The 26207-nt window shown below is 62.2% G+C and carries 25 protein-coding genes; 8 read left to right on the top strand and 17 right to left on the bottom strand.

Translation table 11 applies throughout. From position 1 onward, the window contains the following. Positions 1–39: 39 nt before the first annotated feature. A complete protein-coding gene (locus IEW63_RS04820; protein ID WP_188635416.1) occupies positions 40–2328 on the bottom strand; it encodes a DNA internalization-related competence protein ComEC/Rec2 in 2289 nt (762 codons plus the stop codon). Between the two features lie 98 nt (positions 2329–2426). Here IEW63_RS04820 and IEW63_RS04815 point away from each other — a divergent pair, with 98 nt between their 5' ends. Then, a complete protein-coding gene (locus IEW63_RS04815) occupies positions 2427–2951 on the top strand; it encodes a DUF2062 domain-containing protein (protein WP_188635415.1) in 525 nt (174 codons plus the stop codon). 5 nt (positions 2952–2956) lie between these two features. Here IEW63_RS04815 and lolD read toward each other — a convergent pair whose 3' ends face one another. Further along, positions 2957–3643, bottom strand: a complete 687-nt coding sequence (gene lolD / locus IEW63_RS04810; protein ID WP_188635414.1) for a lipoprotein-releasing ABC transporter ATP-binding protein LolD — start codon at positions 3641–3643, stop codon at positions 2957–2959. Next, complete coding sequence (locus tag IEW63_RS04805) at positions 3636–4880, bottom strand: lipoprotein-releasing ABC transporter permease subunit (RefSeq protein ID WP_188635413.1); 1245 nt, start codon at positions 4878–4880, stop codon at positions 3636–3638. Before IEW63_RS04805 ends, lolD begins: the two co-directional genes overlap by 8 nt. A gap of 98 nt (positions 4881–4978) precedes the next feature. On the opposite strand from IEW63_RS04805, the gene IEW63_RS04800 reads away from it, so the two are divergent. From IEW63_RS04800 to IEW63_RS04790, 3 genes are read left to right on the top strand one after another with little or no spacing between them, the layout of a single operon-like run. Further along, the gene (locus tag IEW63_RS04800) at positions 4979–5566 is read left to right on the top strand and encodes a PilZ domain-containing protein (protein ID WP_188635412.1); all 588 of its coding nucleotides are present in this window, start codon (positions 4979–4981) and stop codon (positions 5564–5566) included. Next, complete coding sequence (locus IEW63_RS04795; protein WP_188635411.1) at positions 5563–5853, top strand: phosphodiesterase; 291 nt, start codon at positions 5563–5565, stop codon at positions 5851–5853. Before IEW63_RS04800 ends, IEW63_RS04795 begins: the two co-directional genes overlap by 4 nt. Positions 5854–5861: 8 nt before the next feature. Next, entirely contained in the window at positions 5862–6581 is a 720-nt protein-coding gene (locus IEW63_RS04790) for a glycerophosphodiester phosphodiesterase (RefSeq protein ID WP_188635410.1), read from the top strand. A 377-nt stretch (positions 6582–6958) separates the two neighbouring features. Here IEW63_RS04790 and sthA read toward each other — a convergent pair whose 3' ends face one another. The 11 genes from sthA to IEW63_RS04735 all read right to left on the bottom strand — a co-directional run bounded on the left by sthA (position 6959) and on the right by IEW63_RS04735 (position 18403). Beyond that, positions 6959–8356, bottom strand: coding sequence for a Si-specific NAD(P)(+) transhydrogenase (gene sthA / locus IEW63_RS04785; RefSeq protein ID WP_188635409.1), 1398 nt, complete (start codon positions 8354–8356; stop codon positions 6959–6961). Positions 8357–8411: 55 nt separating this feature from the next. After that, a complete protein-coding gene (nqrM, locus tag IEW63_RS04780) occupies positions 8412–8657 on the bottom strand; it encodes a (Na+)-NQR maturation NqrM (RefSeq protein WP_188635408.1) in 246 nt (81 codons plus the stop codon). 3 nt (positions 8658–8660) lie between these two features. Then, positions 8661–9680 (bottom strand): FAD:protein FMN transferase, encoded by a 1020-nt coding sequence (locus IEW63_RS04775; RefSeq protein WP_188635407.1) that lies wholly within the window; start codon positions 9678–9680, stop codon positions 8661–8663. A 1-nt stretch (position 9681) separates the two neighbouring features. Beyond that, the gene (nqrF, locus tag IEW63_RS04770) at positions 9682–10908 is read right to left on the bottom strand and encodes an NADH:ubiquinone reductase (Na(+)-transporting) subunit F (protein ID WP_188635406.1); all 1227 of its coding nucleotides are present in this window, start codon (positions 10906–10908) and stop codon (positions 9682–9684) included. Positions 10909–10917: 9 nt separating this feature from the next. Then, a complete protein-coding gene (nqrE, locus tag IEW63_RS04765; protein ID WP_090538577.1) occupies positions 10918–11526 on the bottom strand; it encodes an NADH:ubiquinone reductase (Na(+)-transporting) subunit E in 609 nt (202 codons plus the stop codon). Beyond that, a complete protein-coding gene (locus IEW63_RS04760) occupies positions 11526–12194 on the bottom strand; it encodes an NADH:ubiquinone reductase (Na(+)-transporting) subunit D (RefSeq protein WP_373288206.1) in 669 nt (222 codons plus the stop codon). Before IEW63_RS04760 ends, nqrE begins: the two co-directional genes overlap by 1 nt. Before the next feature lie 2 nt (positions 12195–12196). After that, a complete protein-coding gene (locus tag IEW63_RS04755) occupies positions 12197–12988 on the bottom strand; it encodes a Na(+)-translocating NADH-quinone reductase subunit C (protein WP_188635405.1) in 792 nt (263 codons plus the stop codon). Further along, a complete protein-coding gene (locus IEW63_RS04750) occupies positions 12981–14192 on the bottom strand; it encodes an NADH:ubiquinone reductase (Na(+)-transporting) subunit B (protein WP_188635404.1) in 1212 nt (403 codons plus the stop codon). The genes IEW63_RS04755 and IEW63_RS04750 overlap by 8 nt, the downstream gene beginning before the upstream one ends. A gap of 3 nt (positions 14193–14195) precedes the next feature. Next, entirely contained in the window at positions 14196–15533 is a 1338-nt protein-coding gene (locus IEW63_RS04745) for a Na(+)-translocating NADH-quinone reductase subunit A (protein ID WP_188635403.1), read from the bottom strand. Positions 15534–15860: 327 nt separating this feature from the next. Next, positions 15861–17300 (bottom strand): glyceraldehyde-3-phosphate dehydrogenase, encoded by a 1440-nt coding sequence (locus IEW63_RS04740; protein ID WP_188635402.1) that lies wholly within the window; start codon positions 17298–17300, stop codon positions 15861–15863. A gap of 122 nt (positions 17301–17422) precedes the next feature. Beyond that, positions 17423–18403, bottom strand: coding sequence for a TerC family protein (locus tag IEW63_RS04735; RefSeq protein WP_188635401.1), 981 nt, complete (start codon positions 18401–18403; stop codon positions 17423–17425). Between the two features lie 224 nt (positions 18404–18627). On the opposite strand from IEW63_RS04735, the gene mfd reads away from it, so the two are divergent. Together mfd and IEW63_RS04725 are read left to right on the top strand one after the other, a co-directional pair. Then, entirely contained in the window at positions 18628–22107 is a 3480-nt protein-coding gene (mfd, locus tag IEW63_RS04730; protein ID WP_229710349.1) for a transcription-repair coupling factor, read from the top strand. After that, on the top strand, positions 22107–22673 hold the full coding sequence (locus tag IEW63_RS04725) for a CsiV family protein (protein ID WP_188635399.1): 567 nt from the start codon (positions 22107–22109) through the stop codon (positions 22671–22673). Before mfd ends, IEW63_RS04725 begins: the two co-directional genes overlap by 1 nt. A gap of 7 nt (positions 22674–22680) precedes the next feature. Here IEW63_RS04725 and nagZ read toward each other — a convergent pair whose 3' ends face one another. From nagZ to IEW63_RS04710, 3 genes are all read right to left on the bottom strand, one after another. Then, complete coding sequence (gene nagZ, locus IEW63_RS04720) at positions 22681–23688, bottom strand: beta-N-acetylhexosaminidase (protein WP_373288205.1); 1008 nt, start codon at positions 23686–23688, stop codon at positions 22681–22683. A 12-nt stretch (positions 23689–23700) separates the two neighbouring features. Beyond that, positions 23701–24183, bottom strand: coding sequence for a L,D-transpeptidase (locus tag IEW63_RS04715; RefSeq protein WP_188635398.1), 483 nt, complete (start codon positions 24181–24183; stop codon positions 23701–23703). A 68-nt stretch (positions 24184–24251) separates the two neighbouring features. Beyond that, on the bottom strand, positions 24252–24914 hold the full coding sequence (locus IEW63_RS04710) for a TetR/AcrR family transcriptional regulator (RefSeq protein WP_188635397.1): 663 nt from the start codon (positions 24912–24914) through the stop codon (positions 24252–24254). A gap of 174 nt (positions 24915–25088) precedes the next feature. On the opposite strand from IEW63_RS04710, the gene lexA reads away from it, so the two are divergent. Both lexA and IEW63_RS04700 read left to right on the top strand, forming a co-directional pair. Then, the gene (lexA, locus tag IEW63_RS04705; protein ID WP_188635396.1) at positions 25089–25700 is read left to right on the top strand and encodes a transcriptional repressor LexA; all 612 of its coding nucleotides are present in this window, start codon (positions 25089–25091) and stop codon (positions 25698–25700) included. Positions 25701–25710: 10 nt separating this feature from the next. Next, positions 25711–26205, top strand: a complete 495-nt coding sequence (locus IEW63_RS04700; RefSeq protein ID WP_188635395.1) for a SulA-like leucine-rich domain-containing protein — start codon at positions 25711–25713, stop codon at positions 26203–26205. Positions 26206–26207: the final 2 nt, after the last annotated feature.

Genomic DNA, 26207 nt, shown 5'->3' with positions numbered 1-26207 from the left:
GTTCCCTCCAGATTTGGTCTTTATCAGGGTTACCAGTCTTCAACGCTCCCGCGTCGACCTGCCGGCAACCCGATCTTCATGCCAGAAGCGTCGTGCATGCTCGCGCCAGGCCCAGGCCTGACGGGTCTTCCCTGCGTCATCCAGGACATAGCGTATCGCTCCGGCGGTCGCAGTATAAACCGGTTCGGCCTCCAGTTCGCGGTATCGTTCCACAACCTGCGGATGGGGATGTCCATATTGGCTGTGTCGAGCCGCGCTGAACACCACCCAGCGCGGTTTCACCGCCCGGATGAAGGCGTAGGACGACGAGCTGCGGCTCCCATGATGGGGTGCCAGCAGCACATCAGCGGCCAGCTCCCCGGCGAGCATCTGGTACTCCCCGCGGATGCCCACGTCCCCGGGCAGCAACACCGCCCCCCCTGCGGTACTGGCACGCAGTACACAGGATTGCTCATTCGGCGTAGCCGGCGGCGGCGGGCTGTGCAGTATATCGAAGCGTACACCGTCCCACTCCCAGCTCTGCCCCACCACACAGGGCTGCACATCAAGACGCGGATCCTGATCCGCCACCTGGCCGGCGAGAACCAGCGACACCGGCAGGTGTTCGGCGATGAAGGGCGCGCCTCCGGCATGGTCATTGTCGGCGTGGCTGATCAACAGCCTATCCAGCTTGCGCACGCCCAGCGCCAGCAGCGCCGGATGCACCACCGCCTCGCCCAGGTCGAAGCCGCTGGCAAAGCGCGCACCGGTATCGTAGAGCAGATCATGTTCTCCCGTCTGCAGCAGCACCGACAACCCCTGCCCCACGTCCAGCACTGTTACCCATAGCTGTCCTGGCGCCGGCCGCGGCTGCGGCGGCATCAGCATCGCCAGCGTGCAGGCCAGCGCAGGCAGCCAGACCAGCCGTGCTAGCGGGCTGAGCAGGGCCACCACCCCGGCCAGTCCCAGCACGAAGCCGGCCCACCCCGGATAGGCCAGCCGCTCTGCCTGACGCAGCTGTGCGAACCACTCCAGCCCGACGAACAGCCAATCAAGCAGCAGCGCCGCTGCCTGCACCAGCCATGGCCAGTCGAAAGCGAGCTGGATGACAGTCCCGAGCATCGCCAGTGGCACCACCAGCAGGCTGACCCAGGGAATGGCAACGATATTGGCCAGCGGTGAACTGAGACTGGCCGGCATCGACCAATGCAGCAACCAGGGCCAGAGCCCGATGAACACCACCCACTGCGCGCGCCCCCAGCGCGACCACAGGCTGCGCCCGGCAAGACGGCCGCCCATGCCGAACAGCAACATACCCACCGCCATGAACGATAACCAGAACCCTGCCCGCAGCGGCGCCGCCGGATTGTAGGCCACCACTGCCGCAAAGGCGATCAGCCAGAAAGTCCACAGGCCCGGCTGCCGATACAGCAGCTGGATGAGCAATCCGAGACTGATCATCAGCAGCGCACGCTGCACCGGCACTTCGAACCCGGCCAGCAGGGAATACAACGCTGCAACGCTGATCACCAGGGGGATGGCCAGCCACAGTCTGGGCCAGGGCCACACCAGCAGACCACTGCGCCCGAGCAGCATGATCATCCCGAAGACGGCGGCGGCCAGCATGCCGACATGCAGCCCCGAAATGACCATCAGGTGGGCGGTACCTGTGGCCTGCAGGCTCAGCCAGTCCTCCCTGCTGAGCACGCTCTTGTCCCCGACGATAAGCGCAACCAAGCGCTCCCCGCCGCGCTGGTCGGCCAGTGCAACAGTGAGCTGGTGGCGGATTTCATGGCGCAGTCGGCTGATGCCGGCTGGGAGTGTGTCATCGTCGATGCGCTGTGCACTGCGGATGCTGCCCAGCGCGCCGATGCCCTGGGCATACAGCCAGGCTTCGTAATCGAATCCGCCGGGATTGGCCATGCCCGCCGGGCGTCGCAGTGTCATCTCGAATTGCCAGAGCTCCCCCGGGCTGACCGGCTGGCCCTCGAACCAGTGCGCGCGGATCTTCGGCAGCGGCGCGCCCGCCTCGACCGCCCTGGCCTGCTCCAGCTCGAACCGCCATCCGGTTTCGGTGGCCTCGGGCAACCCGCTCACCCGTGCGGTGACCAGCATCCGACTGCCGTCCAGCTCCGGGGATAACCGTTCGGCGAGCAGTTGCTGATGATACAGGCAGGCCCAGAGCAGCCCGATATTGGCGGCCACCAGCCAGCGTACCGGGCGAAACCGCCACGCCACAGGCGCTGCCACCAGCGGCAGGGCCACCACCCACCAGGGCGGCAGTTCCGACCACAGCAGCGGGATGAGCATGCCCGCGATCAGCGCGGCCAGGAGCAGCGGCACCACCATGTATGAATTATCCCGTTTCCATTTTCCGTGAGCCCGGGTAGTCCTTGATACCTATTGGGGGCATAATCGACATTTACCTGCCACCCCGAACACCCGCGATGCCACGTCAGCTACTCAAGCGCTACATGCCCAACCCGGAACGGATCAAACGCACCAGGTCACTGCGTTTTCTGGGGAGTATCCTGCATGATCCGAACCTGTGGCATATCACCCGCCACAGCGTCGCGCGAGCGATGGCCTGCGGCCTCTTTACGGCCATGCTGCCGATTCCCATGCAGATGCTGGTCTCGGCGTTCCTTGCGGTGATGGTGCGCGCCAACCTGCCGATCTCGGTGGGTCTGGTCTGGTTGACCAACCCGATCACCATGCCGCCGGTGTTCTTCGCCCAGTACAAGATCGGCACCCTGCTGCTCGGCGCTCCCGAGCGCAGCATGCCGATGGAACTGTCGATTGCCTGGCTGACCAGCGAAATCCAGCATATCTGGCAACCCATGCTGGTGGGGTCACTGCTGACCGGGGTGGCCGCAGCCGGCATCGGCTATTTCGGCACACTGTTGTATTGGCGTTTGTGGGTAGCGCGCAACTGGAAGCGTCGCAAATTGCGACGCCGTCGCCAGTCCTGAGGGGATTACAACTGGCGCTCGACCAGCCGGCCCTCGCTGAGGGTCAGGGCCCGGTCCATCTGCGCAGCCAGATCCAGATCGTGGGTGACCACCAGAAACGCCGTCTGCAGCCGCTGACTGAGCTCCAGGATCAGTTGCTGCACGCTGCGGGCGGTATGCTGGTCGAGGTTGCCTGTCGGTTCATCAAGCAGGACACAGGCCGGTTCGTTGATCAGCGCCCGTGCAATCGCCACCCGCTGTCGCTCGCCCCCGGAAAGCTCCGCCGGCTTGTGTCCGGCACGGGCTGCCAGGCCCACGCGCTCGAGCATCGCCATGCCCCGCTGACGTGCCTCTGCTATCGGCGTGGAACCGATGAGCAGCGGCATGCAGACGTTCTCAAGGGCGGTGAATTCCGCCAGCAGATGATGGAATTGGTAGACGAAACCCAGCTCGGTGTTGCGCATCCTGCCCCGCTCCGACTCCTTCAGCGCTGACATCTGATGGCCAGCCAGCCAGACCTCACCCCGGGTAGGCGTGTCGAGCCCGCCCAGCATGTTCAGCAGCGTAGTCTTGCCTGAACCGGAACTGCCGACGATGGCCACCCGTTCGCCGGCGCGCAGACGCAGGTCCACTTCATCCAGCACCCTCAGGCTCTGCGGCCCGACGGCATACTCCTTGCCCAGCTTGCGGCACTCCAGAACCAGATCAGTCATAACGCAATGCCTCCGCCGGCTCGGTACGCGATGCCCGCCAGGCCGGATAGAGCGTTGCAAGGAAGCTCATGCCCAGCGCGGTGCCGCAGATGATGATGACGTCCGTCCAGATCAATTGGGACGGCAGATAACTGATGAAGTACACATCGGAACTGAGAAACTGGGTCCCGAGCAACCGCTCGAGTCCGGCCACCATGGCCGAGACATTGAGCGCCGCCAGCACGCCAAGCACACCGCCGGCGATAGTTCCGACCACACCGATGACCGAGCCCTGGACCATGAAAATGCCCATGATGGTACCGGGCGATGCCCCCAGCGTCCGCAGAATGGCAATGTCAGCCTTCTTGTCAGTCACCACCATCACCAGCGTCGAGATGATGTTGAAGGCCGCCACGGCGATGATGAGCAGCAGCAGCAGACCGATCATGGTCTTCTCCATGCGGATGGCAGCGAACAGGTTGCCGTGGCTGCGCGTCCAGTCCTGGGCATAGTAATCACCCGGCAGCCGGGTCACCAGGTCCCATGCTACCTGCGGCGCCTGGAACAGGTCCTCCAGCTGCAGGCGCACGCCCTGCACCTGGCCCGGCTGCCAGCGACTCAGGCGGGCCGCATCGGCGACATGCACCATGGCCAGCGAGCCGTCCAGCTCCGCACCCACCTTGAACACCCCGACCACATGGAAGCGCTTGAGCCGCGGAAAGACCCCCGCCGGCGTGACCGACGCCTCCGGCATGACAAAGGTCAGCTTGTCACCGGGCTGCACGTTGAACCGCCGGGCAATCAGCTCGCCGATGATGATGCCGAACTCGCCCTCCCGCAGAGCCTCCAGGGTGCCGGACTGCATGTGCTCACCAATGATGGACACGCGCTGTTCGGCCTCCGGGTCTATGCCGCTGGCCAGCACCGGCGCCACCACGCCGTTGTGGGTGAGCATGCCCTGCATCTGGATGAAGGGCGCGGCACCCACCACCTGCGGGTGCTGCTCCAGCTGATCGGCCAGGCTGCGCCAGTCCTCGATCGGCTGGTAGCCATTGATGCTGGCGTGCGGGACCATGCCGAGAATGCGGGTGCGCAGCTCCCGGTCGAAGCCGTTCATGACCGACAGCACCAGAATCATGACCAGCACGCCCAGGGTCAGGCCAAGCATGGAGATGAGTGAAATGAAGGAGATGAAATGATTGCGACGCTTGGCCCGCGTATAGCGCAGCCCGACAAAAAACGGTAAGGGTCTGAACATGGAGTGGCAGCTACCTGAGGGGCTATCCCGATGAATGGCTGTTCGGCTGCACATGTTACACTGAAACCGGCTTCGGTAAACCAGCAAGGTCTGATGTCATGCAACCAGATGTTCCCACCGATGTGCATGCCGGTTTCTACCAGCTCAGGGATCGGCTGGCGCTGGATTATCAGCTGATCGACGCTCCGGCAGCTGATCGGTCGCCCCCGCTTCCTGAGGGCTCTCCCCTGCTCGGCCTGCTGGGCGAGCTTCAGTTGCTTGATCACGAATCGCAGCATCTGCTGCGTCAGATCGGCGAACGGGACCGGGCGTTGGCGGCTTGCCTGAGAAACTTCGGCAAGCGCCTCGATCTGCTGGGCGAAGCGGTCGCGCTGCAGCTTGCGGAAAACATGGGCGAGCCGGTGCCGGTCATTCTCAGTGAAGCTGGGCTGACCTTTCCCGCCGACAGTCCCTTGCAACCGGGCCACTGGATCGCCCTGCGATTGCTGCTGTCTACCGCATCAGGCATTGCAACCGTTGCGCAAATTGCCGACTGCGTCCGGGATCCGACTTCCGGGCAATACCGGATACAGGTAAGCTTCCACCACGATAACGACGCCCAGCGCCACCTGCTGGGCAGATATGTCGTGCAGAAACAGGCACAGGAAATCCGTGCTGCAAAACATAACGAAAGGACATCGACATGAAATATCTCCTGCCTCTGACCCTGGCCGGCGCGCTGCTGGCAGCCGGCAACCTGCAAGCTGATACCCTGACCATACCTGTGGGACAGCAGGCCGCAGACCAGCAGCAGCGTCTGCCACAGAGAGGAGCGAGTACCGGACAGGTCCAGCGTCAATATGGCGAGCCGGCTACCCGGCACGCTGCCGTGGGCCAACCGCCCATCACCCGCTGGGACTACCCCGGCTTCAGTGTGTACTTCGAGTACGACCACGTGGTGCACGCTGTCCGCCACCACAAGCGCAGCAACTGAGGAGCCGCATGCTCATATACGGTCACCGGGGCGCCCGTGGCGAGGCGCCGGAAAACACCCTGGCGAGCTTTGACAAGGCGCTGCAGGCCGGTGTCACACGGGTGGAGCTGGACCTGCACCTGTCCGCTGACCACCAGCTGATGGTGATCCACGACCCGACCCTGCAGCGCACCACCGGGATCAGGGGCAAGGTGGCGCGCCATACCGCCGAACAACTGACCCGTCTGGACGCCCGCCTCGGCCTGTCCGGCTGGGAACAACCCTGCCCGATTCCCACCCTGGAGCAGCTGTTTCAGGCGTTTCCGCAATTCGAGCACTATCAGCTGGAAGTCAAGAGCGGCTCCCGCGCACAGGCTGGTCCCGTGCTGGAGGCGATCATGCAACTGGTGGACCGCTACCAGCTGCAGGACAAGGTAGTGATCACCTCGGCCAGTCGCCATCTGCTGCGCCATGCCAGGGACACACGCTGCCCGCTGCCCACCGGTCTGGTGGAAGAGCATGGCATCCTCGATCCGGTCAAGAGCGCCCTGCGCTATCAATGCCGCTTCCTGGCACTGAGCTGGAAGCTCTGCACCCCGGCCCGCATAGCCCAGGCACAGCGCCACGGCCTGCATGTCTCGGTCTGGACGGTCAATGATCCGGGGTTGATGCTGAAGTTGCGGGATATGGGGGTGGATAGTCTGATAACGGACGTGCCCCAGCTGGCAGTGACGGTGCTTGACAGCTGAGTTGCTAGTCAGGGTTCAGCGCCCGCAGAAGTGGCTACCAGTCCGCGCAAGGCCGTGCTGGGGTGCAGAGTCGTGCCGACACGCTGCAAGTACATCCATGTAAGCTCGCGGTTGTCATCCATGACAACCGACGGTCGGCACGACCCTGCCCCCCAGCCCGCCGGGACGCTTCACAACTACTGCCAGAGAGAACCCTCAACAACTCCTAACTCGCACCGTTGCGCTGGTACGCCCCTGATACGACCGTTTGATGACAGGGATGTCATCAACGAGCCTACAGGGACGTATTCACCGCGTGTCGTAGCAGGGGCGTACCAGCGCAGAGGCTGCACGATCCTCGCCGCCACGTTCAGACACAGAGTGAGCCTGGGGCCGACTCAGAACAACCGCCCCAACCCATCCAGCGCCGCTACCCGGTAGGCTTCGGCCATGGTCGGGTAGTTGAAGGTGGTGTTGACGAAATACTTGATGGTATTGGCCTCACCCTTCTGGTTCATGATGGCCTGGCCGATATGTACGATCTCCGACGCCTGGTCACCGAAGCAGTGAATACCCAGCACCTGCAGCGTCTCGCGGTGGAACAGGATCTTCAGCATCCCGACCGGTTCGCCACTGATCTGTGCCCGCGCGGTGTTCTTGAAGAACGCCTGGCCAACCTCGTAGGGAACCTTGTCGGCGGTCAGCTCCCGCTCGGTCTTGCCCAGCGAACTGATCTCCGGAATGGTGTAGATACCAGTGGGGACGTCGTCCACGAAACGCCAGCTGTCGTTCTCGACGATATTACCGGCCACCGAACGCCCCTGGTCAAACGCCGCACTGGCCAGGCTCGGCCAGCCGATCACATCGCCAGCCGCATAGATATTGGGGACCTCGGTGCGATAATGCTCGTCCACCGACAACTGACCCCGACTATTGGCTTTCAACCCGATGTTCTCCAGGCCCAGGCCGTCGGTGTTGCCGGTACGCCCGTTGCACCACAGCAGCGCATCGGCCTTGATCTTCTTGCCGGACTTGAGATACAGCACTACGCCGCCGTCCTTGAGCCCCTCGATCTTCTCGTACTCTTCGTTGTTGCGGATCAGCGCCATGTTGTTGCGCAGGTGATAGCTCAACGCGTCGGAAATCTCGTCATCCAGGAAACTCAGCAGCCGATCACGGTTGTGAATCAGGTCGACCTTGACTCCCAGTCCACAGAAGATCGACGCATACTCGCAACCGATCACCCCGGCGCCATAGATGATCAGCGTGCGCGGCGTGTGGTTGAGCTTGAGAATGGTATCGCTGTCATAGATGCGCGGATGGTTGAAGTCGATATCCGCGGGGCGATAAGGCCGCGAGCCGGTGGCGATGATGAATTCCCGGGCGATCAGCCGATCCACCGCGCCCTCGCGGTTGACCAGTTCCACGGTGTTGCTGTCGGCAAAGCTCCCCTTGCCGTAGAACAGGTCGATACGGTTGCGCGCGTAATAACTGTGACGCGAGCGTACCTGGCGACTGATCACCTTCTCGGCGCTGTTGAGCACGTCGGGGAAGGAGAAGTCCACCGGTTCGGACACGGTGCGGAAGATCGGGTTGGTGTTGAACTGAATGATCTGCTTGACCGAATAGCGCAGCGCCTTGGAAGGGATGGTGCCCAGGTGCACGCAATTACCGCCCACCATGTCGCGGTCCTCGACCACGGCCACTCTCTTGCCGAGCTTTGCTGCATTGACCGCAGCGCCCTCACCCGCCGGGCCTGCGCCCAGCACCACCACATCATAGTTGTACACAGCCATTCACATTCTTTCCTGTACGGTTTCCAGATAAGTGGATACCCCGGTTCATACCTCTTTACTTGGCGTTTCTATTGTCATTGTCAGTAGCATCGTAAAAAACCGCGCTGCCCTGCGCACCGGGTTCCTGTTTCGTTTCTTCACATTTGTCGGGGTTGCCGCCGCAGACGGCACAGCTGCCGTCAATACCTGCAGCGCCCATGCCTCCGCAGGACCCCGCGATGGGCTTGCGACCGGCCATGACGCCGACGGCCATCGCCGCCACGCACAAGAGCATTGCCGCAAAGGTTATCAGCCACAGCATGTTCTACTCCTCGCCCTGTTGCAGGGCCTTGAAGCGGGGGGTGCTTCGCGATACGAAGCCGTTCCCCTCGCGGATAACGAACAGCGCCGGCAGGTCCGCCGCCAGGGCATGATCCCAGCCTGCATCACTGCCCTTGACCAGCAGCACGGTCGACAGGCCGTCGGCCCAGGCAGCCGAGGGATGCAAGACTGTTACTGCGGCGAGGTCCTGCAGCACCGGCTTGCCGCTGAGCGGATCGAACGTGTGCGAATAGCGCTGGCCTTCGTGTTCGAAATAGTTGCGGTAGTCACCGGAGGTGGATATTCCGAAACCACGCAGTGGCAGCACCAGTTGAGCAACCCGGTTGTCATCGCGGGGCTCCTCCACGGCGATACGCCATGGATTGCCGCCGGGTTTGACGCCTTCCGCCTTCAGCTCGCCGGTGATCTCCACCATATAGCTTTTGACGCCCATGGCAATGAGACGTTCGGCCACGCGGTCGATCATGTAACCTGCAGCAATGCCGCTGATGTCCAGCTCCAGAGGCCGGTCCTTGCATAACTGCGAGCCTTCGACCCGCAGGTATTGCTGGCCGACCCGCTGCATGGTCTGGGTGATCTGATGCTGATCCGGCACCTGTGGGCCCTGCTCACCATGAAACCCCCAGAGCGCCATCAGCGGCCCTACCGTCAGATCGAAGCTGCCCCCGCTCTGGGCATGGAGTTGCTGGGCGAGCAACACCAGATCGATGATCGAGCCAGGCATTTCCCGGCAGGTACCGGCTGGGGCGCGGTTGAAGCGCGACAGCGCCGAATCCGGACGCCAGGTGGACGCCTCGCTCTCGAACTCTTCGAGCATCTGGTCCACTATGCCCTTCACCCGATCCGGCGACGGCACGCCCTCCTCCTCCACCCACTTGATGGAATAGGTGCTGCCCATGGTGGTGCCGTAGATCTCGGCCACGGTATCCGCAGGATTGAAGCAGCCGGGCAGAGTTGCCGCCAGCGCGGCAACTCCCAGCAACCGGACGCAGCGACGCCACATGTCAGCCGCCGAAGTCATCAAGCAGGATGTTCTCAGGCTCCACGCCGAGGTCTTCCAGCATCTTGATCACCGAGGCGTTCATCATCGGCGGACCGCACATGTAGAACTCGCAATCCTCGGGGGCCGGGTGGTCCTTGAGGTAGTTCTCGTAGAGCACGTTATGAATGAAGCCGGTCGGCCCATCCCAGTTATCCTCCGGCAGCGCGTCGGACAGGGCCAGATGCCATTCGAAATTCTCGTGCTCGGCAGCCAGCTTGTCGTACTCCTCCACGTAGAAGGCTTCGCGCAGGGAGCGGGCGCCATACCAGAAGGAGATCTTGCGCTTGGTCTTGATACGCAGCAGCTGATCCATGATGTGCGAACGCATCGGAGCCATGCCTGCGCCACCACCGATGAAAACCATCTCGGCATCGGTATCCTTGGCGAAGAAATCGCCGAACGGGCCGTATACCGTGACCTTGTCACCCGGCTTGAGGCTGAAGACATAGGATGACATGATCCCCGGCGGGATGTCGTCCTCGCCGGGCGGCGGCGTGGCAACACGAATGTTGAACTTGACGATGCCCTTCTCTTCCGGATAGTTGGCCATCGAGTAGGCGCGGATGGTCGGCTCCTCGACTTTCGACACATACCGCCAGATGTCGAATTTGTCCCAGTCCGGATGAAACTCCGGCTGGATGTCGAAATCCTTGTAATGCACGGTGTGCGGCGGGCACTCCAGCTGCACGTAGCCGCCGGCGCGGAAATTGACGTCTTCCCCTTCCGGCAGGCGCAGTGTCAGCTCCTTGATGAAAGTCGCCACGTTCGGGTTGGACTCAACTACGCACTCCCACTTCTTGACTCCGAACACCTCTTCCGGAACTTCGATCTTCATGTCCTGCTTGACCGGGGTCTGGCAGGACAGGCGCCAGCCTTCCCGGGCCTCGCGCTTGTTGAAGTGGGACTCTTCGGTGGCCAGCATGCCGCCGCCACCGCTCTCAACAATGCATTTGCACTGCGCACAGGTGCCCCCGCCGCCACAGGCGGAGGAGAGAAAGATACCGTTGTCGGCAAGCGTACCGAGCAGCTTGCCACCGGCGGGAACGGTGATGGTCCGCTCGCCATTGATTTCGATGTTCACGTCCCCGCTGGATACCAGACGGGAACGAGCCAGAAGAATGATCACCACCAGTGCCAGCACGATACCGGTGAACATTCCGATGGGTAACAGTATATCTACGATCGACATGTCCATTCCTTACAGTTGCACGCCGGAGAAGGACATGAAGCCCAGCGACATCAGGCCCACGGTGATGAAGGTAATGCCCAGGCCGCGCAGCCCTTCGGGGACATCACTGTACTTCAGCTTTTCACGGATCGCGGCCAGCAGCACGATGGCGAGCGCCCAGGACAGCCCGGAGCCAACACCGTAGACCACACTCTCGCTGAAGTTGTAGTCGCGCTCGACCATGAACAGGGTGCCACCCATGATCGCGCAGTTCACGGTGATCAATGGCAGGAAGATACCCAGCGCGCCATAGAGGGCCGGGATGTACTTGTCCATGACCATTTCCATGATCTGTACCAGCGCCGCGATCAGGCCGATGTAACACAGCAGACCGAGGAAACTCAGATCCGCCTCGGGCAGACCGGCCCAGGCCAGGGCGCCATCGCGCAATACATAGGTATACAGCAGGTTGTTCGCCGGAACGGTGACCACCTGCACCACGACCACGGCAATACCCAGCATCAGGGCAGTTTCGACCTTCTTGGAAATCGCCAGGAAGGTACACATGCCGAGGAAGAAAGCCAGGGCCATGTTCTCGACGAACACCGCCTTGACGAAGAGACTGATGTAATGCTCCATCAGTAGGCCTCCTTGTTGGATACCTGAGGTGCCATCTGGTAGTCCGGCACTTCGATCTGGTCACGCTTCCAGGAGCGCAGCGCCCAGATGAAGAGTCCGATCAGGAAGAACGCCGAAGGTGGCAACAGCAGCATGCCATTGGGCAGATACCAGCCGCCGTTATTGATGGTCGGCAGAATGGTGTAGCCAAACAGCGAACCGGCACCCAGCAGCTCCCGGACAAAACCCAGCGCCAGCAGCATGACGCTGTATCCCAGGCCATTACCGATGCCATCGAAGAACGACAGCACCGGCGGGTTCTGCATGGCGAAACCCTCGGCACGCCCCATGACGATACAGTTGGTAATGATCAGACCAACGAATACCGACAACTGCTTGCTCAACGCATAGGCAAAGGCCTTGAGCACCTGATCGACCACGATCACCAGCGATGCGATGATCACCACCTGCACGATCATCCGGATCGCGCTGGGAATCTGACTGCGGATCATGGAAATGAACATGCTGGAGAAGCCCGCTACCAGCGTCAGTGCGATACACATGACCAGCGAGGTCTTGAGGTTGGAAGTGACCGCCAGCGCCGAGCAGATACCCAGGATCTGCAAGCCGATCGGGTTATTCTTGAAAATGGGATCCAGCAGGACACCACTGATTGTGTGCTTGGACATGATCAGACCTCCCCTGCGCGAAGATTGTTGATGAAGGCACCGAAGCCGTTCTCACCCAACCAGAAGTGCAACAGGTTGTTGACACCATTGGCGGTCAGAGTGGCGCCGGCCAGCCCGTCGATTTCATGCGCCGCCTCCGGGCCGCTGGTAGCCGCACTGCCCTTCACTACGCGGATGGCTATATCGCCACTTTCGTCGAAGACCTGCTTTCCGAGCCACTGGCCACGCCACCGCGGATTATCCACCTCGCCACCGAGACCGGGGGTCTCCGCATGCTGATAGAAGCCCATGCCCTGAACCGTGGTCAGGTCGCTTTCCAGCGCCAGGAAACCGTGCAGCGTGGACCACAGCCCGTAACCGCGGATCGGCAGTACCAGAGTTTCCATATCGCCGTTGGCGTCCTCGACGACGTAGACCACACTGAACTGCTCCCGACGCTTGATTGAGGCAATATCCTCACCCCCGGTCAGAACACGGCTCATGCTCGGTTCCCGGGCCGCTGCCACGGGGTCGAAAGTCGTCGGGTCGTACTGATCGCTGAACTGGCCCGTTTCCAGGTCCACCAGTCGGGCGACGATACGCTCGTCGAACAGGCCTTGCACCTCTGCGGCGGTCATGGCCGGATCACCCAGACCGGCAATTGCCAGGATGTTGCGCTGCTTGTCGAGCTGGCTGTTCACCAGCTGAATGGGCTTGAGCGCGACGGCCGCACCGGCCACCAGCACTGAACACACCAGACAGACCAACAACGCGACCAGCAGCGTGCGAGCGGTAGATTCTTTCTGATTAGACATTGCGCGCCAGCCTCCGCTTGATATTCGCCTTGACTACGAAGTGGTCGATCAGAGGTGCACAGAGGTTGGCAAACAGGATCGCCAGCATCATGCCCTCCGGGAACGCCGGGTTGACCACGCGGATGAGCACCACCATGACACCGATCAGGATGCCGAAAACCCACTTGCCGGTATTGGTCATCGAAGCGGAGACCGGGTCGGTGGCCATGAAAATCATGCCGAAGGCAAAACCGCCGGTTACCATGTGCCAGTACCAGGGCATGGAGAACATCGGGTTAGTCTCCGAACCGAGGAAGTTGAACAGGGTGCTCAGCGCGATCATGCCGATCATCACACCGGCCACGATGCGCCAGGACGCGATTTTGGTCATCAGCAGCACGGCACCACCGATGAAGATGGCCAGCGTGCTGGTTTCGCCGATGGAACCCTGCATAGTGCCGATGAAGGCATCCATCCAGCTCAGGCCGCCATCGATCACTGCCTGAATGCCGCCGGCACCGGCCACGCTCAGAGCCGTGGCGCCGGAGAATCCGTCGACCGCCGCCCAGACAGCATCACCGGAAATCTGCGCCGGGTAGGCAAAGAACAGGAACGCGCGTCCGGTCAGCGCCGGGTTGAGGAAGTTCTTGCCTGTCCCACCGAAGACTTCCTTGCCGATCACTACGCCGAAGCTGATGCCCAGGGCTACCTGCCATAGCGGAATACTCGGAGGCAAGATCAGCGCAAACAACACTGAAGTCACGAAGAAGCCTTCGTTCACCTCATGCCGGCGGATACTGGCAAAGAGCACCTCCCAGAACCCACCGACCACAAAGGTCACCAGGTAAATGGGCAGGAACCAGGTCGCGCCGTAGACGATGTTGTCCCAGATACTGCTCGGGTCAAACCCTGCCAGCATGCCGGTGAGCGCCAGACGCCAGCCTTCCTGCTCAGCCAACAGATCGGGGTTGGCGGCAAAGATGCTGTTAGCCTGGTAGCCTACGTTCCACATACCGAAGAACATCGCCGGGAAGGTGCACAGCCACACGGTGATCATCATGCGCTTGAGGTCGATGCCATCGCGCACGTGGGCCGTGGTGCGAGTCACACTCGCCGGCTTGTAGAGGAAGGTGTCCACCGCCTCGTACAACGGGTACCACTTCTCGAGACGTCCGCCACTTTCGAAGTGGTGTTCGATCTTGTCCAGATAATTACGCAAGCCCATGGATCACCCCTCCTGCTCGATGCGCGTGAGGTTGTCACGCAGGATCGGGCCGTATTCGTACTTGCCGGCACATACATAGCTGCACAGCGCCAGATCCTCTTCATCCAGCTCCAGACAGCCGAGTTGCTGGGCGGTGTCGGTATCGCCGACGATCAGTGACCGCAGCAACTGGGTCGGCAGGATATCCAGCGGCATGACCTCTTCGTAATTGCCGACCGGCACCATGGCTCGGGCACTGCCATTTGTACTGGTGGTGAAGTCGAACAGCTTGCCCGGCTTCAGCTTGGAGATGAAGATATTGAGGATCGAGTGCTTGTCGGTCCCGGCACGCAGGTAATGCAGCATCTCGCGCTGGGTGCCTTCCAGCAGCACCGATACCTGCAGATGATAACGGCCCAGATAGTTGGCGGCGCCACGGGCCAGACGACCACCCAGCACCGAGCCGGAAATAACCCTGTTGTTGCCAGGCTTCATCTCGCCGGCGGTCAGCTCGGCCAGATTGGCGCCCAGCACTGTGCGCAACAGGCGGGGGCGCTCCACCTGGGGGCCACCCAGGGCGATGATACGCTCCGCAGACAGATGGCCAGTGGTAAACAGACGCCCTACGGCGACCACGTCCTGATAATTGATATGCCAGACCTGACGTTGCTCGCTGACCGGATCGAGGAAGTGGATATGGGTTCCCGCCAGACCCGCGGGATGGGGACCGGCGAAGCTCTCGGTACGCACGCCCGCCAGCCCTTCACCCGGGATGACGGCTCCCTCCGCCTTGCACAGCCAGATTCCGGCCAGCCGGGACAGTACCTTGAGGCCATTCTCGAAGTCGGCAGCACAATGTTGCAGCACCACTGCTGGGTCGGCAGCCAGGGGATGAGTATCGATGGCAGTGACAAAAATCGAAGACGGGACCGCGTCAACTGCAGGCACCTTACTGTAGGGACGGGTTCGCAATGCGGTCCAGAGTCCCGAACGGATCAGGGTCTCACGCACCTGCTGACTGTCGAGGGTTTCCAGTGCCGCCGGTGGATGGCTGCCGAAGTCGATCGACTCGCTGCCGTCCACATCGATCACCACGGACTGGAGCACACGCTTTTCGCCCCTGTTGATCGCGCTGACCACGCCGGCCACCGGCGCGGTGAAGATCACCCCGGGGGTCTTCTTGTCGCTGAACAGGATCTGCCCTGCCTTTACCCGATCACCGACCTGCACTTCCATCGTAGGTTTCATACCGTGGTAATCGAAACCTACCAATGCAACGCTGCGCGCCGGGCGGGCGTCTTCAATGCGTTGCTCTGGCGAGCCGGTGATTGGCAGATCCAAGCCCCGTTTGATTTTGATCATACGAATCGCCTAATCACATTTTGGGAATATTGGAGAACGCAATGGCGAGCCAGGAGCATGAATTGGCCCCGATATACTTGACAGGTATTGAGTCAGAAGTGCCGCCATGGCGCTGGTCAAAAAATCCCGTCAAGTATAAAGATCATGCCTTTTCAAAGCTACCTGATAGCCGGTTTTTTCAGGCTTTCCCGCGACATAGTGACACATGGCCGGAAAATTCCCTGAACGCCCCCGAACGCTCAGGACCAGCCGGTCACGGTGAACGGAAAAAGTATAGGCGCACAACAAAAAAGGCGCCGAAGCGCCTTTTTTGTTGGTTACCGGATGTTACGCGGGAAAGGCCGGGGGATTGACACCAGCCATGTCCTCGAGCACCCGTACCACCTGGCAGCTGTAACCGAACTCGTTGTCGTACCAGACGTAGAGGATGACCCGGTCGTCGTTGCAGATGGTCGCCTCGGCGTCCACCACTCCCGCGTGGCGGGAGCCGACAAAGTCGGTGGAGACCACTTCCTGACTGTTGGTGAAGTCGATCTGCTTGTGCAGGTCGGAGTGCAGCGCCATATAGCGCAGGTACTCGTTGACTTCCTCACGGTTGGTGGCAGTGTTCAGGTTCAGGTTCAGGATCGCCATGGACACGTTCGGGGTCGGCACGCGGATGGCGTTGCCGCTCAGCTTGCCGCTCAGCTCCGGAAGCGCCTTGGCCACGGCCTTGGCAGCACCGGTCTCGGTGATCACCATGTTCAGGGCAGCACTGCGACCACGGCGGTTACCCTTGTGGAAGTTGTCGATCAGATTCTGGTCGTTGGTATAGGAGTGAACCGTTTCAACGTGGCCATTCTTGATACCGAACTTGTCGTTGATCGCCTTGAGCACCGGCACAATGGCGTTGGTGGTGCAGGAAGCCGCGGAAACGATCTTGTCTTCCGGGGTGATCCAGCTGTGGTTGATGCCGTGCACGATGTTCTTCAGGTCGCCCTTGCCCGGAGCAGTCAACAGCACCTGGCTGATACCGTCACACTTGAGGTGCTGGGACAGGCCCGCCTCGTCGCGCCAGACACCGGTGTTGTCCACCAGCAGTGCGTCCTTGATGCCATAGGCGGCATAATTCACAGTGCTCGGGTCGCTGGCGTAGATGAACTGAATCCGGGTGCCGTTGGCGGTCAGCGTGTTGTTCTCTTCGTCGATGGTGATGGTGCCCTGGAAAGAACCATGCACCGAGTCGCGGCGCAGCAGACTGGCGCGCTTGGCCAGGTCGTTCTCGGCACCCTTGCGCACCACAACCGCCCGCAGACGCAGACCATCACCCGCACCGGCCTTTTCAACCAGAATGCGTGCCAGCAGACGACCGATGCGACCGAAGCCATAGAGAACCACATCACGACCCTGGCGCTTCTCGCCCTTGCGACCGATGACACTGGCCAGCTCGCGACGCAGGAAGGTGTCCAGATCACCGGCGCCCTCCTTCTGGAACTTGACTACCAGACGGGCCAGATCGATGGAAGCCGGGCCCAGATTCAGGTCCATCAGCGCCTTGATGACCGGGTAGGTGTCGTGCACGGACAACTCATTGTCATCAATCTGGCGAGCAAAGCGATGGGACTTGAGCAGGCTGATTACCGAACGGTTGACCAGCGCGCGGCCATAAATGGAGGTGACCACGTTATTTTCACGATACAGGCGTCCGATCAGGGGAATCATCGCCTCGGCAGTCGCTTCGCGATCAGTCCAATTGTCCAGGCATTGCTCGTATTGGGCTTGAGTCACAGTTCTTCCTTCCAGGTCAGGGATCTAAAGGGGGCCGATATTATGCTTCCAGCTGCCCGGAGAGGCAATGACCTGACGACCAAAGCCCCACCCCGGGTGCTCGCCAGCGGGGGCCGCTGGTGTCAAGCCGCCGACTTGCGCGTACTGTAGAGCGACAGCAACACCCCGCCGGCCAGCAGCGTGAAGGTGACCCCCAGCGAAACACCCGCATGGATCTTGATGTCCAGGCCGTGCAGCAGGATCTTGCAGCCGATGAAGACCAGCACCAGAGCCAGCGCATACTTGAGATAGACGAAGCGGTGCATCAGCGCAGCCAGGGCGAAATACAGGGAACGCAGCCCGAGGATCGCGAAGATGTTCGAGGTATAGACAATGAACGGGTCCTGGGTGATGGCGAAGATGGCCGGCACGCTGTCTACCGCAAACACCAGATCCGCCAGCTCGATCAGCACCAGAGCCAGGAACAGCGGGGTGGCAAACAGCACCACCTTGCCGGTCTTGTCAGGCAGGCGGACGAAGAAATGCGACCCGTGCAGTTCGTCTGTCACCCGGAAGCGCTTGCGGATGAAACGCACCACCGCGTTCTGGGAAAAGTCCTGGTGCTCTTCCTGGTCCTTGCTGAAGAACATCTTCACACCAGAGAACAGCAGGAACACGCCGAAGATATACAGGATCCACTCGAACTCCTGCACCAGCGCAGCACCCAGACCGATCATGATCGCCCGCAGGATGATCACTCCGAGAATGCCCCAGAACAGCACCCGGTGCTGATAGATACGCGGAATACCGAAGAAACCGAGGATCATCGCCATGACAAAGACGTTGTCCATCGACAGCGACTGTTCAATCAGGAAGCCGGTGTAGAACTCCAGCCCGCTGGCCGCCCCGCGGTCGAACCAGACCCACAGGCCGAACAGGATGCCGACGGTGAAGTAGCCGCTGTACAGCAGCAGGCTCTCGCGCACCTCGATCTCGTGCTCATCACGGTGCAGCACCCCGAGGTCGAAGGCGAGAATGGCCAGCACGATGGCGAGGAACGCGAACCACTGCCAGGCGGCAGTGCCGAGAAAAGGTGTAGCGAGAAAGGAAACCAGCGAGTCCATACAGCCCCTCCAGACAAGTATTTGGGTTAACTCATGACTCCGACATCACGGTGGCCAACCACCGCCAGAGGGGCCCGGCGTCATGCGGCGCTCATGATATAACCGCCTCTTTTGCTCTGACAAGCGAAGCTGCCGCTTGCTCCCGGAAATTGCCCTTTAACCTGCAGGGAAGGCAACAAGGGGTTAAAATGTCGGTTTTGCCCAAACCGGACATCCACATCAGCATGCCTGACACCCCGATTCTCTTCTCCGCACCGCTGCGCAGCAGCCTCGGCAACCGCAGCGCCTGGGGCAACCTGCCGGCCGCCGCCCGGGCGCTGGCGATTGCCGAAGCGGCGCTGCAGCACCAGGGCCTGAGCCTGGTCATCACCCGCGACACGGCCGAGGCAGACCGCCTGGAACAGGAGCTGCATTTTTTCGCCCCGCGGTTGCCGGTCACCAGCTTCCCTGACTGGGAAACGCTGCCCTACGACAGGTTCTCCCCGCATCAGGACATCATCTCCCAGCGGCTGGAGGCCCTGTACCGGCTGCCGCAGATCAACCAGGGCATCCTGGTGGTGCCCATGATCACCCTTCTGCATCGCCTGCCGCCGCGCAACTTCCTCGGCGGCTCGGTGCTGATGCTGAAGGTGGGCCAGCAGCTGGACATCGATCGCATGCGCCAGAACCTCGACGCCGCCGGTTACCGCTGCGTCGATACCGTCTATGAACATGGCGACTATGCGGTGCGTGGCGCCCTCCTTGATCTCTACCCGATGGGCAGCCGCCTGCCCTATCGCATCGACCTGTTCGACGACGAGATCGAGACCCTGCGCACCTTCGACCCCGAAACCCAGCGCTCGATCGACCGGGTGGAGAACATTCACCTGCTGCCGGCCCGTGAATTCCCGCTGGACAAGAGCGCGCTCACCGGCTTCCGCGCCCGCTTCCGCGAGCGTTTCGAGGTGGACCATCGACGCTGCCCCATCTACCAGGACCTGAGCGATGGCGTGGTACCGCCGGGCATCGAATATTACATGCCGCTGTTCTTCGAGGAGCTGGGCACCCTGTTCGACTACCTGCCGGGTAACACCCAGCTGTTCAGCCTGCCGGGCATCGAGGACAGCGCATCGCAGTTCTGGACTGACGTGCGCAACCGCTACGAGGAACAGGGCATCGACCCGACACGGCCTCTGCTGCCTCCGGCCGAGCTGTTCCTGCCGGTGGAAGAGTGCTTTGCGCTGATCAAGGGCTACCCGCGTATCGTCTGCCATGATACCGCGCTGCCAGCCGCCGCCGGGGTGACCAATTTCGACTGCTCGCCACCGCCGGAACTGCCCCTGGATAACAAGCTGGAGCGCCCGCTGCAGTTGCTGGAACGCTTCCTTGCCGACTTTGACGGTCGCACCCTCTTCGTAGCCGAGACCGCTGGCCGCCGGGAGGTCCTGATCGAGCTGCTGGCACGGGTTCCCCTCAAACCCGAGCCGGTGGACAGCTGGGCAGACTTCGTCACAGGCACCCAGACCTGCGCCATCACCATCGCTCCAGTGGACGAAGGGCTGCTGAGCAATGACCCGGCGATCGCCGTGATATCCGAAAGCCAGCTGTTCGGCCAGCGGGTCATGCAGCGGCGCAGACGCGGCAAGGCGACGGATCTGGGTGATGCCATCATCCGCAACCTCACCGAGCTGCGCGAGGGCGCGCCGGTGGTACACATCGATCACGGGGTCGGACGCTACTGCGGACTGGTCAACCTCAGTGTGGAAGGTCAGGAGACGGAATTCCTCAAGCTTCAGTACGCCGACGACGCCACCCTCTACGTGCCGGTCGCCAACCTGCACATGATCGCCCGCTACAGCGGTGCCGAAACCGACAACGCGCCACTGCACCGCCTGGGCTCCGACCAGTGGCAGAAGGCCCGGCGCAAGGCCGCGGAAAAGGTCCGCGACGTCGCCGCCGAACTGCTTGATGTCTACGCCCGCCGGGCCGCACGCAAGGGCTACAGCTTCAACGATCCTGATCAGGATTATCAGACCTTCGCCGAGGCCTTCCCCTTCGAGGAAACGGCAGACCAGCAGGCTGCGATCGATGCGGTCATCCGCGACATGACCAGCAACCAGCCGATGGATCGCCTGGTATGCGGGGATGTCGGCTTCGGCAAGACCGAAGTGGCCATGCGCGCAGCGTTTCTCGCTGTGCACAGCGGGCGCCAGGTGGCCGTTCTGGTACCCACCACCCTGCTTGCCCAACAGCACTACAACAGCTTCAAGGACCGTTTCGCCGACTGGCCGGTGAAGGTCGAGGTGCTGTCACGTTTCAAGTCGGCGAAGGAAGTGAAGGCCGCCATCGAGGACTTGGCCAACGGCAAGGTGGACATCATGATCGGCACCCACAAGCTGTTGCAGAGCGATGTGCGCTTCAGCGACCTGGGGCTGGTGATCATCGACGAGGAACACCGTTTCGGAGTACGTCAGAAGGAGCGACTCAAGGCGCTGCGCAGCGAGGTGGACATCCTCAACCTTACCGCCACGCCCATCCCCCGTACGCTGAACATGGCGATGACCGGCATGCGCGACCTGTCGATCATCGCCACGCCCCCGGCCCGACGGCTGTCGGTGAAGACCTTCGTGATGCAGCAGCAACCGGCGGTGGTCAAGGAGGCCATCCTGCGCGAGCTGCTGCGGGGTGGCCAGGTGTACTTCCTGCACAACGAGGTGGAGACCATCGAGAAGTGCGCCGCGGACCTGGCCGAACTGGTCCCCGAAGCCCGCATCGGCATCAGTCACGGGCAGATGCCCGAACGCCAGCTGGAACAGGTGATGCGCGACTTCTACCATCGCCGGTTCAACATCCTGGTGACCTCGACCATCATCGAGACCGGTATTGACGTGCCCAGCGCCAACACCATCATCATCGAACGCGCGGACAAGTTCGGCCTGGCGCAGCTGCACCAGCTGCGCGGGCGGGTCGGGCGCAGCCACCACCAGGCCTACGCCTATCTGCTGACCCCGGCCGGACGCAAGGTCACCGCAGACGCGGAGAAACGCCTGGAGGCGATCGCCGCCGCGCAGGACCTGGGCGCCGGGTTCACCCTGGCCACCCACGACCTGGAGATCCGCGGCGCCGGCGAACTGCTCGGCGAGGGTCAGAGCGGACAGATCCAGGCGGTGGGCTTCAGCATGTACATGGACATGCTGGAACGGGCAATCAAGGCCATCCAGCAGGGCAAGGAGCCGGAGCTGGAAAACCCGCTGGGCGATGTGCTGGATATCAACCTGCGCCTGCCGGCACTGATTCCCGACGACTATCTGCCGGACGTGCACGCCCGCCTGACGCTCTACAAGCGTATCGCCAACGCCGCCAGTGACGATGAACTCAAGGATCTGCAGGTAGAGATGATCGACCGCTTCGGACTGCTGCCGGAGCAGGTAAAGATTCTCTTCCGCGTCACCTCGCTGAAACTGCATGGCGCCCCGCTGGGGATCAGCCGTATCGACGTCGGCCCGGAACATGGCCGGATCGAATTTGCCGCCGATACCCGTGTCGATCCCATGGTGCTGATCCGGCTGATCCAGGAGAATCCTCAACGGTACCGGCTCGAAGGTGGCAACATACTACGCTTCAGCGCGCCGATGGCCGGCGCGGATCTGCGCCTGAATACCGTGGAGGCACTCATCGAGCGCCTGCAACAATCACCCGCTGCCAACGGCAAAGGAAAACGTTGATGTTGATGAAGACGATCACCCGCACGCTGACAAAGATCATGGCTGCTCTGCTGCTCTGCACCGGCCTGCACGCCTACGCGCAGGATTATCTGGTCGAACTGGTGGTGTTCGGGCAGCCCGGCGCCCAGCTGGTACCGGCGGCGCTGCCGGGCGCTGACTGGGCTGACCGGGCAGTGCTGCTCGACGAAGGGTTCAATGATGAGGTACGTGCCCTGGCCCCGCATCGCCATCAGCTTGAAGCGGAGGCTCGCAAGCTGGAGAGCAGCGGTTATCAGATCAAGCTGCACAGAGCCTGGCAGCAGCCGGCGGACAGCCATCTGAGCGTGGCCGTTCACCAGGGTCAGAGCCTGGCGACGGCGGACGGCCAGCTGCTGTATCCGGCCCAGGCGCTGGTCAGCCTGAGCGATACGCCCCTTACCGCCAGGGTCACGCTATGGCTGTATCACGCCACGGCGGCCGAGCCGGTCAGTGAACGTCTGCAGGTGACCCGCAGTCTGCGGCTGGATCAGACCCATTATCTGGATCACCGCAGCCTCGGCGCGCTGATCAGGGTTACCCGCCCCTGACGGTCGTTCAGAGCAGGCCTGCATCCCGCAGCAGGCCCATCGACAACTGCCAGTCGGGCTGCGCCTTGTAGTCCGCACTCACCTGCCGCCGGGCCAGCATCGCGCGCGCCCGTACCGACGGCTGCATGCCGACACGCTGGACGTGTTCCAGCGCCTGCTCGGCCGCAGCCCGGTCATTGCACACCAGCAGCATGTCGCAGCCGGAAGCCAGCGCGGCATCCACCCGCCTGGTCATATCGCCCACCGCATGGGCACCGGCCATGGTCAGATCGTCACTGAATATGACTCCCTCAAAGCCCAGCTCGCCGCGCAGAATGTCCTGCAGCCAGCGCCGGGAAAAACCTGCCGGCTGCGCGTCCACCGCAGGGTACACGACGTGGGCGGGCATGATCCCGTCCAGCAGCGGCGCCAGCGCGGCAAAGGGTTTCAGATCGGACTGGCGAATCGCCTCCTCGCTGCGCTCGTCCACCGGCAGGTCGAAATGCGAGTCCGCCTCGGCCCAGCCGTGGCCGGGGAAGTGCTTGCCGGTTGCCGCCATGCCGGCCCGATGCAGACCGGTGATGTAAGCCCTGCCCAGCTCAGCCACCCGGCTGGGGTCGCCGCCCAGCGAACGGTCACCGATAACCTGGCTGCGACCGTAATCCAGATCCAGAACCGGAGCGAAACTGATATCGATGCCGCAGGCCAACATTTCTGTCGCCATCAACCAGGCCGCCGCTTCGGCGACCCGCTGCGGTTCCGCGCAACCGGCAATACGACCCAGCGCTGGAAGGCGCAGCACATCGCGGCGCAGACGCTGCACCCTGCCCCCTTCCTGATCGATGGCTATCAGCATGTCCGGGCGGAGGGCGCGGATGCTGCGCACCAGCTCGCGCACCTGGCGCGGGGATTCGGTATTGCGGGCAAACAGGATGAGGCCACCCACTTCGGGTTGGCGCAGCAGCTGGCGATCCTCGGGGGTCAGCCACAGGCCGTCCACGTCCAGCATCAATGAGCCTTGGGTCAAGGGAAACACTCCTGGGTCAGATCATTCGATGACCACCGGACAACCGGCCGGGGTCATGTCAAACAGGGCGAGCATGTCGGCATTGCGCAGGCGGATGCAGCCATGGGAAAGGGGCTCACCCATGGGCTGGTCGTCGCCGGTTCCGTGCAGATAGATGTAGCGCCGCTGGGAATCGCAGTCGCCCCCGCGATTGAATCCCGGCTGCTCTCCGCAGAGCCAGAGGATCCGGGTCAGTATCCAGTCCCGCTCGGGGTTGGCCGCAGCCAGCTCGGGGCTCCAGATTTCACCGGTGGGGCGCCGGCCGATGAACACCGCGCCCAGCGGCTGGCCTTCACCGATACGCGCGCGTACCCGGTGCTGCCCCCGGGGCGTACAGCCGCTGCCATTGCGCTCGCCGGGACCATTGAGCGCCGTGGAGACGGCAAAGCCGCAATGCACCCGACCGCCCACGTAGCCGGTCAGCCACTGTTGCTCGATGGAGATATGGATAAGGTCCAGCTGCATGCTCTGCTCCGCCGCAAAGCCCACACGATAGCGGATCGGCCCCGCCGGGGTAAGCCCCGCCGGCGACTTTATGTGGACAGGGCCGGTTCTTCTGCCCTGACCAGGTCCGCCCGCATTCCCGCGGCGAACACCGGGACCATCTGCCGGAGGATCTCGTCGGTACCGGCGCGCTCGCCATATTCGGTCTCGCCCATGGCCTTGAGTGCCTTGAGACTGGACAGGGTGAAGGCGGCGCTGCCGAGCATGAAGTGCACACGCCAGAACAGCACATCCCGCGGCAACTCCGGAGCACTCCGCAATATGAGCTTGAGATAACGCCGGAACACCCTGCCGTAGACACTGCTCAGATACTTGCGCAGATGGCCCTGGCTCTGACTGAAAGCCAGGCCCAGCAGACGCATGAAGATGGACAGGTCATCGCCACTGCGGGGTTTGACCGCCAGCACCAGGCGCACCAGCATCTCCAGCAGCTCCTCCAGCGACAGATCCGGGGTGCCCGCCTGCTCCAGGCGATCAAGCTCCTGCTCGAGGCTGCTGACGAAGGGATTGAGGAAACGGGTGAAGACCGCCTGGATCAATGATTTCTTCGAGCCGAAGTGATAATTCACCGCGGCCAGATTCACCCCCGCCCTGCTGGTGATGAGACGAAGAGAGGTTTCAGCGAACCCCTTCTCGGCGAAAAGGTGCTCTGCAGCATCCAGAATGCGTTCGACTGTTTCAGACTGTGCCACCAGCAACTCCACGCGCAGGAGGGCGTTTGAAACATACGTTTCAAACGCGATTGAATTCGACAGACCGTCTTTTACCACATAAGCGCGGGCAAGCAAATGCCACGCTCAGCCTTGCGCAGGGGTGAATACTGTATATAATCACAGCCACTGTATGGAAAAACAGGCAGGATAAAAATGCAGAAACTCACGGCACGACAAGAACAGGTACTCGCCTTCATCAAGGAGTACATGGTCAGCAACGGCTTTCCGCCCACCCGGGTGGATATCGCCAGAGAGCTTGGTTTCCGCTCGCCCAACGCCGCCGAAGACCATCTCAAGGCATTGGCCCGCAAGGGCGCCATCGAGATGATCCCCGGCGCTTCCAGGGGCATCCGCCTGCCCGCAGAACAGGAAGGCAGCGACGACGAAAACAGCCTGCCCGTAATCGGCCAGGTCGCCGCCGGCGCTCCCATCCTCGCTCTGGAGAATATCGAGAAGCACTGCCGGATCAATCCGGACTTCTTCAGCCCCCGCGCGGACTACCTGCTACGGGTGAGGGGCATGAGCATGAAGGATATCGGCATTCTGGACGGCGACCTTCTGGCTGTGCACCGTACCACCGAGGCACGCAATGGCCAGGTGGTGGTCGCCCGCATCGATGACGAGGTGACCGTGAAGCGATTCCACAAGCAGGGTCGCAAGGTATCTCTTATCGCCGAGAATCCCGAGTTCGCCCCGATTGAAATCGATCTGGCCGAACAGGAACTGATCATCGAAGGTTTGAGTGTCGGCATCATCCGCCACTGAGGAGTCAACCATGCGCTATGCACCAGACAATGGCTCAGCTGTACAACCGGATCTACTGCATAACGCGCTGATGGCGTCCCGGCTGGGTAGCAGGCCCCTGGCCGCAGCGTTCGCCACGCCGGAGCCGGATGAACTGGAAGAGCAGCCCGGTTCCAGCGAGATTTCGCTCGACGGCTCGCCCCGCCAATGCCTGAAACTGCTGGCCCCGATCCTCCGCGAACTCAGTCAGGCGGAACGGCCCGGCTGGCTCAGCCTGATCGACCCGCCGCTGCCGATCAGCCAGAAGTGGCTGCGTGCATCGGGCCTGGATCCACAGCGGATACTGATTATCCGGTCACGTCGTGGCATGAGTACGCTGAAGTTGTGCTGCGAGATACTGGAGCTGGGCTACAGCCACACCGTGGTGTCTTGGCTGCCCGCATCAGGACATGGCGCCCAGCTGGAGAGAGCCGCCCGGGCGGGGCGCTGCGCCAGCCTGAACATCCGGATGGGAACTCAGGCCTGAGC

Source organism: Halopseudomonas pertucinogena, from assembly GCF_014646575.1.
Lineage (GTDB): Bacteria > Pseudomonadota > Gammaproteobacteria > Pseudomonadales > Pseudomonadaceae > Halopseudomonas > Halopseudomonas pertucinogena.
Note: the sequence above shows the minus strand (reverse complement) of the source record. Positions and strands in the feature narration are given on the sequence as shown.